At 56.6% G+C, this 16,270-nt stretch carries 14 protein-coding genes and 1 tRNA gene; 9 read left to right on the plus strand and 6 right to left on the minus strand.

The genetic code is table 11. The annotated features are described in order from the left end of the window. Window positions 1–11 precede the first annotated feature (11 nt). Together H6G07_RS23365 and H6G07_RS23370 are read right to left on the minus strand one after the other, a co-directional pair. A complete protein-coding gene (locus H6G07_RS23365) occupies window positions 12–1,178 on the minus strand; it encodes an esterase-like activity of phytase family protein (RefSeq protein WP_242026961.1) in 1,167 nt (388 codons plus the stop codon). A gap of 225 nt (window positions 1,179–1,403) precedes the next feature. Next, on the minus strand, window positions 1,404–3,416 hold the full coding sequence (locus tag H6G07_RS23370; RefSeq protein ID WP_199312384.1) for an FAD-dependent oxidoreductase: 2,013 nt from the start codon (window positions 3,414–3,416) through the stop codon (window positions 1,404–1,406). Window positions 3,417–3,638: 222 nt separating this feature from the next. Between H6G07_RS23370 and H6G07_RS23375 the strand changes: the two genes are divergently transcribed. The 6 genes from H6G07_RS23375 (at window position 3,639) to H6G07_RS23400 (ending at window position 10,693) form a co-directional block, all read left to right on the plus strand. Then, the gene (locus H6G07_RS23375) at window positions 3,639–4,088 is read left to right on the plus strand and encodes a PPC domain-containing protein (RefSeq protein WP_073610693.1); all 450 of its coding nucleotides are present in this window, start codon (window positions 3,639–3,641) and stop codon (window positions 4,086–4,088) included. Between the two features lie 85 nt (window positions 4,089–4,173). Further along, window positions 4,174–4,246, plus strand: a tRNA-Phe gene (locus tag H6G07_RS23380). Between the two features lie 642 nt (window positions 4,247–4,888). Then, the gene (locus H6G07_RS23385; protein ID WP_073610692.1) at window positions 4,889–6,238 is read left to right on the plus strand and encodes a CmpA/NrtA family ABC transporter substrate-binding protein; all 1,350 of its coding nucleotides are present in this window, start codon (window positions 4,889–4,891) and stop codon (window positions 6,236–6,238) included. A 301-nt stretch (window positions 6,239–6,539) separates the two neighbouring features. Next, window positions 6,540–7,391 carry a nitrate ABC transporter permease gene (gene ntrB / locus H6G07_RS23390; RefSeq protein ID WP_073610691.1) on the plus strand — a complete coding sequence of 284 codons (852 nt, stop codon included), beginning with the start codon at window positions 6,540–6,542 and terminating at the stop codon, window positions 7,389–7,391. Window positions 7,392–7,596: 205 nt separating this feature from the next. After that, entirely contained in the window at window positions 7,597–9,603 is a 2,007-nt protein-coding gene (locus H6G07_RS23395; RefSeq protein ID WP_073610690.1) for an ABC transporter ATP-binding/substrate-binding protein, read from the plus strand. Between the two features lie 223 nt (window positions 9,604–9,826). After that, complete coding sequence (locus H6G07_RS23400; protein WP_073610689.1) at window positions 9,827–10,693, plus strand: nitrate ABC transporter ATP-binding protein; 867 nt, start codon at window positions 9,827–9,829, stop codon at window positions 10,691–10,693. Window positions 10,694–10,881: 188 nt separating this feature from the next. On the opposite strand, the gene H6G07_RS23405 is transcribed toward H6G07_RS23400, so the two are convergent. Together H6G07_RS23405 and H6G07_RS23410 are read right to left on the minus strand one after the other, a co-directional pair. After that, a complete protein-coding gene (locus tag H6G07_RS23405) occupies window positions 10,882–11,406 on the minus strand; it encodes an orange carotenoid protein N-terminal domain-containing protein (protein ID WP_073610688.1) in 525 nt (174 codons plus the stop codon). A gap of 213 nt (window positions 11,407–11,619) precedes the next feature. Continuing rightward, a complete protein-coding gene (locus H6G07_RS23410; protein WP_073610687.1) occupies window positions 11,620–12,234 on the minus strand; it encodes a DUF6962 family protein in 615 nt (204 codons plus the stop codon). A gap of 241 nt (window positions 12,235–12,475) precedes the next feature. On the opposite strand from H6G07_RS23410, the gene H6G07_RS23415 reads away from it, so the two are divergent. Together H6G07_RS23415 and H6G07_RS23420 are read left to right on the plus strand one after the other, a co-directional pair. Then, entirely contained in the window at window positions 12,476–12,886 is a 411-nt protein-coding gene (locus tag H6G07_RS23415; RefSeq protein ID WP_073610686.1) for a MerR family transcriptional regulator, read from the plus strand. A 218-nt stretch (window positions 12,887–13,104) separates the two neighbouring features. After that, window positions 13,105–14,079, plus strand: coding sequence for an aldo/keto reductase (locus tag H6G07_RS23420; protein ID WP_073610685.1), 975 nt, complete (start codon window positions 13,105–13,107; stop codon window positions 14,077–14,079). Window positions 14,080–14,253: 174 nt separating this feature from the next. Here the strand turns inward: H6G07_RS23420 and H6G07_RS23425 are convergent, their stop codons facing one another. Then, window positions 14,254–14,652: a DUF5335 family protein gene (locus H6G07_RS23425; protein WP_073610684.1), complete on the minus strand. Its 399-nt coding sequence runs from the start codon at window positions 14,650–14,652 to the stop codon at window positions 14,254–14,256. Between the two features lie 201 nt (window positions 14,653–14,853). Here H6G07_RS23425 and H6G07_RS23430 point away from each other — a divergent pair, with 201 nt between their 5' ends. Further along, window positions 14,854–15,450: a tetratricopeptide repeat protein gene (locus H6G07_RS23430; protein WP_073610683.1), complete on the plus strand. Its 597-nt coding sequence runs from the start codon at window positions 14,854–14,856 to the stop codon at window positions 15,448–15,450. Window positions 15,451–15,589: 139 nt separating this feature from the next. Here H6G07_RS23430 and H6G07_RS23435 read toward each other — a convergent pair whose 3' ends face one another. After that, on the minus strand, window positions 15,590–15,946 hold the full coding sequence (locus tag H6G07_RS23435) for a hypothetical protein (RefSeq protein WP_073610682.1): 357 nt from the start codon (window positions 15,944–15,946) through the stop codon (window positions 15,590–15,592). Window positions 15,947–16,270 lie beyond the last annotated feature (324 nt).

The raw sequence follows: 16,270 nt of genomic DNA on the forward strand, positions 1-16,270 counted from the left end.
GAGTCAGAGCATTACATCTGCAAACGCAGCAGAATCAATTGGGTGGCGCGATCGCTCTCAAAGTTGTTGTCGCTGACCAGCAGCAGGCTCTGGCTGCCGTCGGGCAGGCGCGGGCCTAGGGTCATACCCTCCAGGTTATCTACCGCCAAGGGCGTCTCGGCAAAATCGAGCACTAGCTGCTTGCGAATGGGCGAACTGCCCGACACATCGCCGCTCAGGCTGGGGATGGTCGAGGTGTCGGTCGCGCCGCCCGTGGCCAGTTGGTACAGCTTTACCTGCAACCCGCGCAGGCCCGCCGCTCGCTCTAGGGCCAGAAAGTGTCCGGCTGGGTCAATTGCCAGCAGGTCGGTGAGGCCATTCACTACAGCGCCAGAGGGTTCTAAGTCGAGAGGATAGCGATGCTCGGCAATCAACGTAGTCTGGTCGTCACCAATTAGGTAGTGCAAAAAGCGGCTGTTGAGGGGCTGGCTAGGATCGGCATTGTAGTCTTGAACCAGGGCTGACTCCGTGGCGGCAAAGAGACGAAAAGGCTCAGTCATGCCCGCCCCGCTGGGCGACCCGGTGACGGTGAGCGCCTCTAGGCTGAGGTTGTTTTGCACCCCCTGGGTGGGGCTGTCAGGAGTGTCGGGCAGGTAGCGCTGGGGCAGCGGTAGGGTGGCGATCGCCCGCCCCGTCTCGCGGTCAAACTCACCGATCAAGGGTGGCACACCCTGGCGCACATCTCCCTCGCTGGCAATAAATAGCGTGTCGCGAGGCGATAGGGCAATGCCCTCGGGGTCGAGGCTGCCCCGGGAATAGGGGTTGCCCTCGGCATCGAGCAGGGGAGTAACGGCTTCGAGGGTGACGGTGTCAAACTGGGGCGGGCCGCTGCGCTTTAGGGTAATGGCGAAGGTATAAAAGCGGGCAGGGCCAAACCGCCCCCGGTCGTCCGAGAGAATATAGAGTAGGTCGCGGGGGCGATCGTAGGCCAGAGCCGACAGTCCACCCACCGTGGTGCCCTCAAACGACCGGGGCGGCAGAGTATAGACATCTAGCAGCTCAGCGGTGAGCGGCAAAAACAGCCGGTCTTCGGCTTTGATCTGGGGTATGGCACAGCTAGTGAGCGCCAGCAAAAGTAGGAGCGCGAGCGATCGCCGCCGCCCAATTCGCCGTAGCATCTGGCCCATCCACTCTGCCATCGATAACCCCCTCACCCATCGCTCAGCACCCTCTAGGATAGGCCAAGGCCGCATTCACTGAGCTACGGGTTCACCAGCTCTAGACGGTAGACTTTAGCCTTGGAAAGCGATCGCGTTGCTGACAGTTGTCCCTGCGCAAATTCCCCGTTTTAGTGGCAGGTACTCACCTGAATGAGCCTCAATCTAGCTAACTAGCGCGAGCAAATCGCCGTTGCCTTGCCCTCATTACCAAGTAAATTTCAGCCCTTGGTCGATCAAAAATTGTTGTAGAGCAGGCATTTGCCCGGTTACTACCACCTGGGCCGGGGTCAGATCATTGGGCTTGGCATAGCGCAGCAGCCAGCCCGCTGTCGCTCCTGATGCCCCACCAATGCTCCACTCGCCATAGTGCACCCGCGTCACGCCGTTGACGATGTGGCTGACGGCCACACTCTTACCGCCAATCAGCACATTGTCTACGCCCTGGGGCACCAGCGCCTCTAAAGGAACTTGCAGCGGACGCACCACAAATTCTTTAATGCTGGCCCCCGCCGCCTCGTAGGAAGGTCGCCAAGATCGATAGCGGCAGCCGTGAATATCAATGTCGTAGTGGGCCAGGGCTACAGCCGTTGCTCTAAAATCACGCCCCCCAGTCATGTCTTCTCGCAGGTCGGCCTCCACCGCCATAAAGCTGTCTTGACCGTAGGCAGGTCGGCCCAAAATGCGGCGGCCCTCGCGAATATAGGGCACCATACTGAGGCCGGACTCAGTACCTAGGGGTGAATCCTCTCCCCGCAAAAACGTTAGTGGCAGCTTCTTAGTGCTCTCTTTTTCAATCAGCCACTCGGCAAACTGGAGCGCATGAGCTTCACCGTAGGTAAGCGACTCGGTCGATAGTCCGCCGAGCCAATCTTGGCGCTGCCCCGACAGGCGAACATCTTCTTCGGTAAACACCAAAGGCGGATCCATAAAGTGCCAGTCGTTGCCCTTATTCCAGTTGATTAAAGTCATTTCGCCGGGCTGAGTGCGGTTGACATTTGAGTCTCCCGCCCGCTGGCTGACAATGCGCCGATAGTTAAACACACTGCCAAAATCAAAGAATGGAAACCCTTCTAGATTAAATTCTTTGCGGTGATCGGCCTTAGATAGAGCAGGTTCTAGCTTTTGCAGCTCCTTAAGGCTCTCATTTTTGTCGTCGAGGGTAGCCAGCACAAAGGGATAGGTGTAAGCCTGGGTACAGTCAGGATTATCCTGCGGCGGCGCGTTGACCTCTCCGGTAAAGCCCTGGCCGTCAGAGCCAATGCGGTGGGGCAGGTTAGCCCAGCCCACCAGCTCGCCGGTATCCGTCGCGTCGATCACAATCATGGATCGGTTTGGCGGCGGCTGTAGGCGGATGGGAATTTTGTTGTAGGCCTCATCATCTGACCAGGCGTACCACCGCCCTAGCTCCTGGGAAAGCCGCCCGGTCGGCACATAGTCTGGATCGAGAGGAACGCGCCGCACCCCGTACACAGCTGTCACATAGCGCCCCGAAGCATCGAAGGCGGCTCCTTTAAAGGCAGTAGAGGTGGCCCAACGGCTCTCAGGAGCATTCTGCGCTGCGTCCCGCATCCACATTTCAGCAGCCGTGGCCCCAGCGCGGGGGGTAAAGCACAGTTCACCTACCCAGCAGCTATTGGTGCTCTCGACCGGCAGTTGGGCAGGCATACCCGTCCAATCAGGCAGATAGACGGGCTGGCGCTTGATCAGATCCTTAAACGCCTCCCAGCTAGGGGAAAAATTGCGTCGCCACCGCATCGCCCGCGATTCGTCGATCGCCGATACTCCCTGGGAACTGAGCTGCCCACCCAGCCACGGAGTGAGCTCAATCAGGCAGGTGGTGACGCCAGTTTTCATCGCCTGGGAGGCGGCGGCAACCCCACCCAAGGTGCCGCCAATCACGACCACCTCGCAGGTCCACACCTCTTCAGCCAGGGGGAGCGGGTTGAGGGTAGGCCGTCCATTGGCAGTTTGAATCTGGCGAATGCCGGTGGCAACTTCGGCCCGGTTAACAATTTGCCCTACCGGACGCTGGCTAAATTCGAGAGGCTGACGCCAGTATTCGCTGGCACCCCGAAAAGCAACCAGCAACAGGGTGCTGCTGATCAGGGCCATCATCATCAACCGAGGTCTGCGGGATCGCCGCCGCTTGCGCTTGGCACGAGGCTTTGATGACGCTGAACGATAGCGAGGGCGCTCTAGCATGGACAAGGGCGGCATACCTAGGGCATTGGTCGTCTGTGAGTGTAGCAACGAAATTGAGAAACGATGCAACCAAAACCGCAGCTCACCGAGCCTTCACCCCGTACGCTCTGCAAAGTGTTTGCCAAGCCAATTATATGTAGACTCTTTTAGTTCTCGAAGCAACCCCAAAATTTAGGCCATAATGAGCACGATCTCGTGCCTTTGGGCAAATTTGTCTCTCTAAATCTTTCACAATCTATGCAATTTCACCTCCGGCTACAGCGCGGCCTGCTGCTTCCTCTAGCATTGACTACCCTGGCGCTGACTTCACTGCCAGCCAAGGCGCAGACCACAGTTTATTCGCCCATTTCGCTACCGGCATCTAGAGAAGTTAACGATGCCCTGAGCGATCGCGACATCCCTACCGGCACCGGTGGGTTTGCCCGCGACTATACGGTCAATCTAGAGGCGGGAGATCAAGTGGCCGTCGATGTCACCTCTGAAGAGTTTGACACCCTGGTCATTTTGATGAACAAAGACGGCGTCACCGTAGGCGAAAACGACGACGGCCCCGACGGCACTACTAACTCTTTGCTGTTCGCCCGCATTGGCGAGTCAGGTACCTACACGGTGCGGGTGAGCGCCTACGCAGGGCAAGGTGCCGGTAATTTTTACCTCAAGGTGGCCCGCCTGCGCGAGGTGCAATAGAAAGCGACAGCATTTTTTCTCAATGGCCTTGTCAGGGGTGACGTTAACTTGCTATCTTGATTGAGCGCTGAAATTCGCACCCCCAGCCGGGATAGCTCAGTTGGTAGAGCAGAGGACTGAAAATCCTCGTGTCGGCGGTTCAAGCCCGCCTCCTGGCATTCAATTAAATCAAGCAAAAAGCCCTGGGTCTAAACGATTCGGGGCTTTTGCTTTGCAGCCCCCGATTTTCGCGTTGTCCTTTTTGGACAGCTTCGAGTTTTGGGGGACGTAATTGCTCAACTCAGTAGCCAGTCGGACTGGTGTGAGATAAGAGCGCGAAACGTAGCTTTGCAAGCAGAGAGGCCTTGCCGCTGGTCAACCCGCCCAGCGAGTGCGCTTGGGCGAACAACTCTACCCCCCAGTGGGAGCAAAAGCCATGGGTGATGCCAAAGGCCACACTCTAGGCCTACACGGATGGGGTGAGTTCGACACTCTCAATTTTGGCACGAAATTATTAATTGAATCTATTACAGAACATCTATTTTATAAGCCCAACCTATCATTCGCATTAAAAATTGCATCCGGATTTTGTGGGCTTGGGGGATTTACAAGCCAGGGAAACAGTATAGACTCAGTGACATGGATAAAGAGACTAGGATTGATAAAAATAAATCCTACGCGACCGGTGAACCTGTTGGGTAAATACCCTAATTTTTGCCCTAAAAGCAGGTCGTCTCGACCACAGTGCTCGCCCCCAAGCCTTTAACCACTATCCCTATCGTTCAGAGCGCCCCTAGTCCGGAGCGTTGAAAGGAGGTTCTATGTCTGATTATTCGCGTCGCAAGTTTCTGGTTACCGCTGGTGTATCGGCGGCTAGTTCGCTGCTGCTCAAAGGCTGTTTGGGCAATCCCCCCTCGGCTACAGTCACCACCTCGGCAGCCACCGCTGCCCCCGGCCCTGTGGCTGCCGGTGACGCCCCCGAAACTACTAAGGTCAAGCTGGGCTACATTCCCATCGTAGAATCGGCCCCGCTGATCATTGCTCAGGAAAAGGGCTTTTTTGCCAAGTACGGCATGACTGAGGTAGAAGTCGCCAAGCAGGCGAGCTGGGCTGCGGCGCGGGATAACGTCACCATTGGTTCTGCCGGTGGCGGCATTGACGGCGGCCAGTGGCAAATGCCCATGCCTCATCTACTCAGTGAAGGCATTATTACCGACGGCAGAAAAGTCCCTATGTATGTGTTGGCGATGCTCAACACCCAGGGGAATGGCATTGCTATTGCCAATCAGCACCAAGGTAAAGACTTGGGGCTAGATCTCTCTGGGGCAGCAGACTATATCAAGGGTTTTTCCGCTGACCAGGGGCGCAAGTTTAAGGCTGCTTTCACCTTTCCTAACGCCAACCAGGATTTTTGGATTCGCTACTGGTTTGCCGCTGGCGGCATTGACCCCGACCAAGATGTTGAGCTGTTGACAGTGCCATCTGCTGAAACGTTGCAGGGCATGCGTAACGGCACTATGGATGCCTTCAGCACCGGTGACCCTTGGCCCTACCGAATTGTGAGCGACAAAGTTGGGTTTTTGGGGGCACTGACCCAGGAAATGTGGGCCTTTCACCCTGAGGAATACTTGGCGATCCGAGCCGATTGGGTCGATGCCAACCCCAAAGCGACTAAGGCCCTGCTTAAAGGCATTATGGAAGCCCAACAATGGGCCGATAAGCCCGAAAACCGCGATGAGCTAGTGCAGATCACCGCCGGTCGCAATTACTTCAACATTCCTGCCGAAGTGCTGGCGAATCCGTTCAAAGGCAATTACACCATGGGCGATAATAAGGCCGACATCAATAGTTTTGATGCTGGGCCGCTGTACTGGAAAGACCCCAAGGGTAGCGTTTCTTATCCTTACAAGAGCCACGACCTCTGGTTTCTCACCGAAAGTCTGCGCTGGGGTTTCCACAAAGACAAGCTCACCGACATCGACACCGTTAAACGCATGGTCGACGCTGTTAACCGCGAAGATCTTTGGCGCGAAGCCGCTACCGAAGCAGGGTTTACTGCCGATATTCCCGCCGATACATCTCGCGGTGTTGAAACCTTCTTTGACGGTATCAAGTTTGACCCCGCCGACCCTGAGGCATACCTCAACAGCCTCCAGATTAAGCGGGTCTAGGAGGGAGAGGGGTAGATGGGTAGGCGGGTGGATGGGTAGGTGGGTTGATCATACTCAATTCCTTTCTCCATCTATACATTCACCCATCCACACATCCACTCTATTCCTTCCAACAGCACTGGTTCAGAGAGAGATGACCAAGGGCAAGAGCATGGGGTCCTCATCGTCCACAGCAGCCCCATTCCCTCTTGCCCCGGTGCCTGAACCAGCCTACCTCGGTCGGTCTCCCCAAAGAAAGGCCGGGGTGGGTTTCCTCCTCAAACGGTTTTCGATTTTTCCTTTTAACCCAGGTACGGCAACTATGGTTACTCAGTCTCAAGTTCGTAAGCAAACTCGCCCTAACCCTGTCCTGGCCTCGGTTCAGCAGGTTTGGCAAAAACATGGCCCTGACCTGATTCCTCCCATCATTGGTATTGCGGTATTTTTAACGGTCTGGCAACTGGTGTCGTCGTCGGGAATAACTCGGCTACCTGGGCCGCTGAGCCTGTGGACTGACACGCGCACCCGTGAGCTGCTGCTCTACCCGTTTTACGACCTGGGCGGGTTAAACAAGGGGCTCTTTTGGCAGACTTGGGCGAGCCTGGGACGGGTGGCTCAAGGCTACACCGCTGCGGCTGTGGTCGGTATTTCGGTCGGGGTTTTAGTGGGCACTAGCCCCTGGCTCAATAAGGCCACCTACCCAATCTTTCAGTTTTTGCGGATGGTGGCACCCCTGGCATGGGTACCGATCGCCCTGGTGGCGCTGCAACAAAACCAGCCCGCCGCCATCTTCGTAATTTTCATTACTGCCGTGTGGCCTATTCTGATTAACACTATCGAGGGTGTGCGGCAGATCCCAGAAGACTACGACAACGTGGCCAAGGTGCTGCAACTGTCGCGCAAAGACTACTACTTAAACATTCTGTTTCCGTCGGCGCTGCCCTACATTTTTACCGGGTTGCGGATCGCAATCGGTCTGGCCTGGCTGGCGATTATTGCAGCAGAAATTGTGATGTCGGGGATTGTGGGCATCGGCTTCTTTATCTGGGATGCCTACCAGCAGAACTACATCAGCGAGATTATCTTGGCAGTGTTTTATATCGGCTTTGTCGGTCTGCTGCTCGATCGCGCGATCGCCTTTTTGCAGATGAAGATTGCTCCGACTAGGAAGTAAGGAAGAAACCTGTAGGGTGCATTCGCGGCTGCCAAATCTCTGATAAATGACTCGACTTATAGGCCGCAATGCACCTAGATGCATGCAATAGTGCATTGCTTCGCGTAGGCACCGCCGCGCCTTAGCGCTATGCACCCTACAGATAATTCAATTTTCGCAAATTTGAACTACGGCATTACTCTACGACGATCGCAAGGATAGAACTATGAGCTTATTGGTGGCAGTAGATCAGGTTGAGAAGGTCTTTTCCTTATCTGATGGCGGTGAATATATCGCCCTTAAAGGCATTGATTTGGCGATCAAAAAAGGCGAGTTTGTTTCTTTTATTGGTCACTCGGGCTGTGGCAAATCGACCCTGCTAAATATGATTGCTGGCCTCTCGCTGCCCAGCTCGGGGGTGCTCACCTTGGAGGGCAAGAAAATCACCGAACCCGGCCCCGATCGCATGGTGGTCTTTCAAAACTATTCGCTGTTGCCCTGGCGATCGGTGCGCGAAAACATCGCTCTGGCGGTGAACTCGGTCTATGGCGACATGCCCAAGGGCGATCGCCGCGCCATTGTTGAAGAGCACATCAACCTGGTGGGTCTGCAACAGGCCGCCGATAAATGGCCCGACCAGCTCTCGGGTGGGATGAAGCAGCGGGTAGCGATCGCCCGCGCCCTGGCCATTCGCCCCAAGCTGCTGCTGCTGGATGAACCCTTTGGGGCGCTGGATGCGCTAACTCGGGGCAATCTGCAAACCCAGCTAATGCGCATCTGCGACGAGAACAACGTCACCGCAGTCATGGTTACCCACGATGTGGATGAGGCGGTGCTGCTCAGCGATCGCATCGTCATGCTTACCAACGGCCCCGGTGCCGAAATTGGCAACATTTTAGAAGTCGATATTCCCCGCCCCCGCCAGCGCATGGAGGTGGTTGAGCACCCCAGCTACTACAGCCTGCGTAGCGAAATTATCTACTTCCTCAACCAGCAAAAGCGGATCAAAAAGCTGCGGGCCAGGAAAACTACGGCGGTGGCTCGCCACGGGTTAGAAAAAGTGAACTTGGACATTGGCTTTGTGCCGCTGACCGCCTGTGCCCCGGTGGCGATCGCCAAGGAAAAAGGCTTCTTTGCCAAGCACGGCTTGGAGGAAGTCAACCTGACCCGCGAAACCAGCTGGCGTGGCATTGTCGATGGCATCGCCGGGGGATACCTGGATGCCGCCCAAATGCCCTCCGGTATGCCTCTGTGGTTTTCTCTAGGCGGCCACAAAAATACCCCGCTGCCCGTGGTCAGTGCGCTGACCATGACCCGCAACGGCAACGCCATCACTCTATCTCGCCGTTTCTACGACCAGGGTATCCACAGCCTGGATGCCTTTCGCGACATGCTGCACCGCACCCCCGAAACCCAACACCGTATGGGCATGGTGCACCCGTCATCGATGCACAACCTGCTGCTGCGCTACTGGCTAGCGGCGGGCGGCATCGACCCCGATCGCGACCTGGCTCTGCAAACCATTCCCCCCGCCCAGATGGTGGTGGATCTGAAGAACAATGCGATCGACGGCTTCTGCGTCGGTGAGCCCTGGAACCTGCGCGCCGCCATGGACGAGGTCGGCTTTACCATCGCCACCGATCGCGAAATTTACGACGGCCACCCCGGCAAAGTGCTCGGCGTGCGCGAAGACTGGGCCGCCGCCTACCCCAACACCCACATCGCCCTCACCAAGGCCCTGCTCGATGCCTGCCGCTACTGCGCCGACCCCGAGAACGAGCTAGAGATTCGCCAGATTCTCTCCCAGCGAGCTTACCTGGGCACCCCAATTGACTATATTCACCTGGGCGACCCCAACACCAAAGTCTGCGAGCTGCAAAAGCCCATGCGCGAGTACGCCCACCACCTGTTCTTTGGCGACGGAGCCAACCGCCCCAGCCGCACCGAACACCTCTGGCACATGACCCAGCTCGCCCGCTGGGGCGACGTCCCCTTCCCCCGCAACTGGCTAGAGATTCTCGAACGCATTGTGCGGGTCGATGTCTACAGCACCGCCGCCCGCGAACTGGGCCTGCTCGATGCCAAATTCACGCGCGGCAGCATTCACCTGTTCGACGGCACCGACTTCGACGCCCAAGACCCGATCGGCTACCTCAACAGCCTTGCCATCAAACGCGACATTACCATCGCCGAGGTGGTATTCGATGGGCGAATGGCAGCCTTGGCGGCGTAGGGGAGTGGGGAGTGATGGAGTCAGGGAGATGAGGAGGATGAGGGAGATAGGGAAGGTGGAGGAGATGGAGCGACGACAGACCGGTGTGCTTCCCCACCTCCCCCACCTCCCCCACCTACCCGACCTTCCCCACCTTCCCAACCTACCCGACCTTCCCCACTTACCCCACCTTCCCCCGCACCGTCACTCAAAACATCCCAACCCAGAACACAGGAGTAAACCCATGCAACCCGCCCCTCTCAATCTCAAGTCCCGCCGTCCCAGCCATCTCGAATTAGTAGAATCCCCAACCTCATCCGACCAAGGCTTTTTAGTCTTTGATCAAGTCTCTAAGAGCTTCCCCACCGCTAAGGGCAGATTCCCAGTATTAGAAAACGTCAATCTGACCATTCAACAGGGCGAATTCGTCTGCTTCATTGGCCACTCCGGCTGCGGCAAATCGACCCTGCTCAGCCTGGTCTCAGGCTTTCAGCAAGCTACGGGCGGCTCTGTCACCCTCAACGGGCAACCCATTCTCAAACCTGGCCCCGATCGCATGGTGGTCTTTCAAAACTACGCCCTGCTGCCCTGGCGCACCGTGTTTGAGAACGTTTACCTAGCGGTGAAAACAGTGTGGCCCAACAAGCCCGAGGCCCAAAAACGAGCGATCGTGCGCGACCACCTGGCCATGGTGGGGCTCACCGAAGCTGCCGACAAGCGCCCCGACCAAATCTCCGGCGGCATGCGCCAGCGGGTTTCCATTGCCCGCGCTCTGGCCATTCGCCCCGAGGTGCTGATTCTCGACGAACCCTTTGGAGCGCTCGATGCCATCACCAAAGAAGAACTCCAGGAAGAGCTGCTGAAGATTTGGAACGACCATCGCTGCACGGTATTGATGATCACCCACGACATCGACGAAGCCCTATTTTTGGCCGATCGCCTGGTGATGATGACCAACGGCCCCGCCGCCACCATCGGTGAGGTGATGGATATCCCCTTTGAGCGACCCCGCGATCGCGACCAAATTATGGAAGACCCCCAGTACTACCAGCTACGCAACCATGCCCTTGACTTTCTCTACAACCGCTTTGCCCACGACGATGGAGTCTAGGATGTCAGTGCCAGCAGTGCCAGTACCAGTAGACCGTGCAAAATAGTCGGCCTTATCGCGTCGTTTACTGTATAAATCAACCCGGCCCCCTGAAAGGAAGCCGGGTTGATTCAGGCAACGACTAAGCCATAGCAAATCGCTCTCTAAACACCCTTTAGGGCTGCAAAGGCGATCGCGCTACTCACCCATTACAAGCTGTTGGTAATGCCGGTTTCGGCTAGGGGAGGGGGAGCAGTGACGCTGGTAAAGCCCATTTGGGTGGCGGCTTCCCGCAGCAACGAGATCTGTGACTGGAACTCCATGCCCTTGATGTCAGAGAGAATTTTGCTGACATCACCTTCGGCTTCGTAGTCGCTGGGCATATCCACAATTTGCTTGCCCATGGCTTCGGCCCAGCCATACCACACCAGCAGTTGGTTGTTGGCGCTCAGAGCACCGTAGCGCTCAGAGATGTCGCTGTGCTCGCCCCGCGCCACGCTGCGCATGGCCTCAAGCTGCTCGTCTTTCGATAGGTCATACAGCTCTTTGATTAGCGGCTCGGCCAGCTCAGGGTCAGCGGCTTCGGGTGCAGCCGGGGTGATAGAGCCCCCCATGGCCTCATAGATGTAGTAGAGCAATGCCAGCTTGTCGTCTACAGACAGCGCATCGTAGCGCTGAAACAGATCATTAGTTGAGTCTTCAGTAATTTGAGTGGTTTGATTGTTAGAAGCCATATAGCCATCCACATCTAGTATCGTCGCTTTACCCTAAACCCGCCGCCAGTGCCCCAACATCGGCTGCGAGGGAGACATGGCTGTAGTCAATTGGTAGAGAACAACGGGTGGTAATGAAGGTGGCTCATTCACGCCATAGCGACTCTCCGATACGCCATCGCCAACGGGGTCATTGCCACTACGACCCAATTCTCCCTCACCCCTAATTCAGCTCTAGCCAGGAACACCGGCATTGGCCAGGGGCTTAGCGGCAACGCTACGATAGATGCAGAACAGCGCCACCATTTGCACCAGGTGGTAAACCACTAGAGGGCTGACCCCAGGCCAGGGAATCAGCAGCCCGATCGCCCCCAGTCCAGAGAGGGCGATCGCTGCCAGCATCCAGGCTGGGGCATGCGAATCGTGACGGCGCTGAAGCCACTGCACCAGCAGCACAATGAGCAGCGCGCTGAGATAGTCGGACACCCGCAGGGCAAAGCCCCACAGAGTAAAGCCCGCCGCGATCGCCCCAACTAGTTTTGCCGCTGCCAGCGCCAGCAGCGCCAACCGCTCACCCCGGCGTAGGGGAACGGCTGCGGCCACAAGGGTAAAAAAACTGGCGATCGCCACCGCTATACCCATGCCCTGCCAGAGCCAAATCCTTTGGAGCAAAGACATCTGGTGGGCAAACCCGTGGTAGATACCCCCCAGCAGGGCCGCGCCGCTAACGCTGGTAAAAGCCAATGCCCAGAGCCGCTGCACACCGCCCTGCCCAAGCAGCAGACCCGCCAGCAGCAGGCACTCTAGGGCGATCGCGTAGTCGGTCAAGGTGGTAAGGGGTTCTGCCATGCCGGAGAAAAACGAAGGAGCCTGGGCTAGTTGCAGCCCGCGGTTAAAGTCTAATACTGAATGCGATCTCAACACTTTTGTGCCCCACAGGCAGCTGGATAGAGCAAAGAGCCTTTACTCTGATGAACGAGCGGTTTTCAAACGGATTTTTTAGGTCAAGCACCCTTGTTTCAGGTCTAACCAGATAGATCTAAAAAATTCTGCTTGACTTAGAGTGCGCTCTAACCTCTAACGTGCAGATATGGAAGAACTCACCATTCAGCAGGTCGCCGCCGCCACTGGGCTTAGCGTGTACACATTGCGCTATTACGAGCGCTGCAACCTGATTGCGCCTATTGGTCGCTCCACTAGCGGCCATCGGCGCTACTCAGCCAACGACCTCCGCTGGATCGAGTTTTTGAATAAGCTGCGGCTGACGGGTATGCCTATTCGACAAATGCAGGAGTACGCAGAGCTGGTGAGGTCTCAACCCGACTCTGGGTTCCACAGCCGGCAGCAAATCCTGGAATCTCACCGTGAAACAGTGCTGGCCCAAATTCAGCAGCTGCAAGACAACCTCGCCGTCATCGACTGGAAGATTCAGCACTACTCAGAGCTAGAGGCAAACCTCCATGACTCACTCAACCTACCTAAACAGACCCAGTCTGCTTAAGGTGTAGGGTTACAGCTCTGACAGGTTGAGGATAGGGCAGCCGCAGCACCAAGCGTCGCCAGTTTGGCAGCTGTGCAATCTGGATTCAGCCTTTGAGTCTCTGCCTTGCGAGCCTGTTCAGTCAACCTGTGCTGCGCGAGTTTGAGAACTACAGTCCCTACTTGGGGCTGGGGGAGAACGATATTGCATTGAACCACCGCAAACTAAGGAGTTAAGCCATGAAAACCCGTAAATTAGGTCAACTCGAAGTCTCTGCCATTGGGCTTGGCTGCATGGGCATGTCAGAGTTCTACGGCGATCGCGATGAGGCGGAGGCGATCGCCACCCTACACCGCGCCCTAGAGCTGGGCGTCACCTTGCTCGACACCGCCGACATGTATGGGCCGTTTACTAACGAAGAGCTGGTGGGTCGCGCCATCAAAAATCGTCGCGATCAGGTGGTGCTAGCCACCAAGTTTGGCAATGTGCGCACCGCCGAGGGCGGCTGGGGCGGCGTTAGCGGCAAGCCTGACTACGTCAAGCAATGCTGCGACGACTCACTCAAACGGCTCGGGGTCGAGGTCATTGACCTCTACTACCAGCACCGGGTAGACCCCACAGTACCCATCGAAGACACCATCGGGGCGATGGTCGAGCTAGTGCAGGCAGGTAAAGTGCGCTACTTGGGCATGTCAGAGGCGGCCCCAGCCACCATTCGTCGCGCCCACGCCGTGCACCCCATCAGCGCGCTACAAACCGAATACTCGCTCTGGAGCCGGGAGCCAGAGGACGAAATTCTACCGACGGTGCGCGAGTTGGGCATTGGCTTTGTGCCCTATAGCCCCCTGGGTCGCGGGTTTTTGACCGGTGCCTTCCAGAGCCTCGAAGATTTTGCCCCTGACGACTACCGTCGCCACGCCCCCCGCTTTCAGGGCGAGAACTTTGCCAAAAACTTGGCTTTAGTTGACCAGGTCAAGGCGATCGCCCAGGAAAAGGGCGTCACCCCAGCCCAGCTCGCCCTAGCCTGGCTATTGGCCCAGGGCAACGACATGGTGCCCATCCCTGGCACCAAGCGCCGCAAGTACCTCGAAGAAAACGTGGCGGCAGTGGAGCTTGAGCTGTCCCAGGCCGACCTTGATCGCATCGATGCTGTGGCTCCTCAAGGTGCAGCAGTGGGCGATCGCTACGCCGACATGAGCACCGTCAACCGCTAGGTGGCGCTGTCTACCCCTCTGTCCCCCTTAATCAGACAGGGGCAGGGGAGATCAATAGGTATTCAATGCGATCGCAGAATGTCTTAGACCACTGCCTGGATAAACTGCCCAAAAAACATAGGGGTGCCCGATTGATCGAGCACCCCTTCTCAAAAACGTTAGTACCCCGCAGCCCTAAAACCCTCCGGCTGGGCTCAGCCGCTGGAACTGGAAACTAATCACGGTTTGGGCGTAATCCTCATCGGTAATAGTGCAAGACTGAATTGCCCCATCTTCATCGGTGATGATGCTAACGGCCTGGGGAGACACAATCCGGTGGGCATAGACAGCCTCGCGGGTGCCCAAAAAGCGGTTGACCGTGACCATCAGATCATTGGTGTGGTCAGGCTGGTCGTAGGTAATCGAAAACAGCGGCTTTTGATACAGCACGTTAAAGTCGCCCAGTTCTTGATCTAATTGCTTCAAAGTAATCAACCGCCCCCGGTGCTCATCGGTGAGCTGGGCAAAAAATTCTTGCCAAATGCCGTGGGGAATATCAAGCTGATACCGCTTGTAGGACAGTTCCAGATTCATCGTTTACCTCCTCCTAACAATGGTGTTTAGAGTAGGTTTGTCGTGTGTCATTGCTGTGCCAAGGCTGTGACAAAAGGGCTAAATCTCGCTGGGGCATCACCGCCGAGACGCTACTGAGACGCCACCGACACAATATCGCCACAACCGCTAATTACCGTTAGTTGCAAATGCACCGATTCCTCTAGGAAAAGGACAGACACTATGGAAACTATGGTTCGCGATCGCCAAATCTTACCCATCGGCCTTCGATCCAACGCAGCAGCGCCCCAGGGCCATCTGGCCACCAAGCCCAGGCCCCTACCGTTCCGCGACGACGAAACCGTTGCCATGGGCCAGTGCGAACTCGGCAAAATTCGTCTGGAGATGGGCCGCTTTGAAGATGCCCTTGAGCTGTTTGAGCAAGCCCTAGCCCTACAGCCCCACGATGTCGAAAGCTGGCACAACCGGGCCGAAGCGCTCACCTGCCTCAGCCGCTACGAAGCTGCCCTAGCCAGCCTAGAGCAGGCCCAAACCCTAGCGGGGTTTGCCACTCCTCGCCTGCTAGTGCAAAAAGCCGTAGTGCTGATTTGGCTCAACCGCTTAGAAGACGCACTTACCTGCTGCAATCGTGCCCTCTGGCTCAACCCCAACCACAGCCAAGCCTGGCTCTTTCGCGGCATTGCCCTACAGCGTCTAGGGCGATTTGAGGAGGCTCACCGCAGCTATCACCGGGTCGCTCGGCCAGCTCTAGCCGCTGGGTCTCGCTCCAACCTCCAGCGGCTCTGCCAAGACATTGTTCTCAGCCACCGGGCTAGCTAGCTTCGGGCTAGCCTCGAAGGACTAACCCGTTTATCGATCGGTTCTCGGTTCAGTAGGCCAAAAAAATCCCTCTTCTTTTGCAAGGAGAGGGATTGAGGCATCAGTTTGCAGCTCAAGACATAGCTGGTATCGAGGAAATCTAGTTGCCGGGGGTAATCTTTTCGAGAACGTTCTCAATTTGATCTTGCACAGTGGTGGACGATTGAGAATTTGCGGGGGAGTTCATGGTGTGCAGGTCAGCATCGCCCTGCACTTCGTTGGGGCCTCGCTGGGCCTTGCGCTGAACTTCCTGCTGGTTGCGGGGTTCAGCGTCGAGGGCACGCTCTGACGTTTCCTGGAGGTTGTTCATTTGGGCGGTGCCGTCAGAGGGGCTGCTGCTGGAGTTGCCAAAGGCCATTGCTGGGTTAGCTATCCCCAACAGCAAAAACAGCGAAGCCACCACTACCATAGACATCCGAGCCAGGTTGCGATTGAGGCGACGTAGAACGTGTTTCATTGTCATCATCCTTTCAACTTAATTGTGTAAACGATATTTAAAGTCAAAAACTGCTGCGGACGCGATCGCAGGCCTTCCATAATCAACCCTTTGACAGAGCCTAAGATAGCGTCTGCGGTGTTTTCAGCTATAGCACTACAACCTTAGGGCACTGCTACAGTCTCAACATCGACCCCAAGATATACGTCTAAAGGCCGTTGCGGTGTCTTTTTTCGTATTTCTTAGAGGGCGTTTGAAAAGTTGATTGGGCAGTAAAAAAGCTCACACGGTCTAGGCTGAGATTACTAAGACTACAGCCCCGTGAGAGCGATGAGTAAAGCCTAC

Source organism: Phormidium tenue FACHB-1052 (genome assembly GCF_014696675.1).
Taxonomy (GTDB): domain Bacteria; phylum Cyanobacteriota; class Cyanobacteriia; order Phormidesmidales; family Phormidesmidaceae; genus Nodosilinea; species Nodosilinea tenuis_A.

Excerpts from the sequence above, each read along its gene's own strand:
- H6G07_RS23365 (WP_242026961.1), bottom strand. The coding sequence starts at position 1,178 with ATGGCAGAGTGGATGGGCCAGATGCTACGGCGAATTGGGCGGCGGCGA.
- H6G07_RS23370 (WP_199312384.1), bottom strand. The coding sequence starts at position 3,416 with ATGCCGCCCTTGTCCATGCTAGAGCGCCCTCGCTATCGTTCAGCGTCA.
- H6G07_RS23375 (WP_073610693.1), top strand. The coding sequence starts at position 3,639 with ATGCAATTTCACCTCCGGCTACAGCGCGGCCTGCTGCTTCCTCTAGCA.
- H6G07_RS23385 (WP_073610692.1), top strand. The coding sequence starts at position 4,889 with ATGTCTGATTATTCGCGTCGCAAGTTTCTGGTTACCGCTGGTGTATCG.
- ntrB (WP_073610691.1), top strand. The coding sequence starts at position 6,540 with ATGGTTACTCAGTCTCAAGTTCGTAAGCAAACTCGCCCTAACCCTGTC.
- H6G07_RS23395 (WP_073610690.1), top strand. The coding sequence starts at position 7,597 with ATGAGCTTATTGGTGGCAGTAGATCAGGTTGAGAAGGTCTTTTCCTTA.
- H6G07_RS23400 (WP_073610689.1), top strand. The coding sequence starts at position 9,827 with ATGCAACCCGCCCCTCTCAATCTCAAGTCCCGCCGTCCCAGCCATCTC.
- H6G07_RS23405 (WP_073610688.1), bottom strand. The coding sequence starts at position 11,406 with ATGGCTTCTAACAATCAAACCACTCAAATTACTGAAGACTCAACTAAT.
- H6G07_RS23410 (WP_073610687.1), bottom strand. The coding sequence starts at position 12,234 with ATGGCAGAACCCCTTACCACCTTGACCGACTACGCGATCGCCCTAGAG.
- H6G07_RS23415 (WP_073610686.1), top strand. The coding sequence starts at position 12,476 with ATGGAAGAACTCACCATTCAGCAGGTCGCCGCCGCCACTGGGCTTAGC.
- H6G07_RS23420 (WP_073610685.1), top strand. The coding sequence starts at position 13,105 with ATGAAAACCCGTAAATTAGGTCAACTCGAAGTCTCTGCCATTGGGCTT.
- H6G07_RS23425 (WP_073610684.1), bottom strand. The coding sequence starts at position 14,652 with ATGAATCTGGAACTGTCCTACAAGCGGTATCAGCTTGATATTCCCCAC.
- H6G07_RS23430 (WP_073610683.1), top strand. The coding sequence starts at position 14,854 with ATGGAAACTATGGTTCGCGATCGCCAAATCTTACCCATCGGCCTTCGA.
- H6G07_RS23435 (WP_073610682.1), bottom strand. The coding sequence starts at position 15,946 with ATGAAACACGTTCTACGTCGCCTCAATCGCAACCTGGCTCGGATGTCT.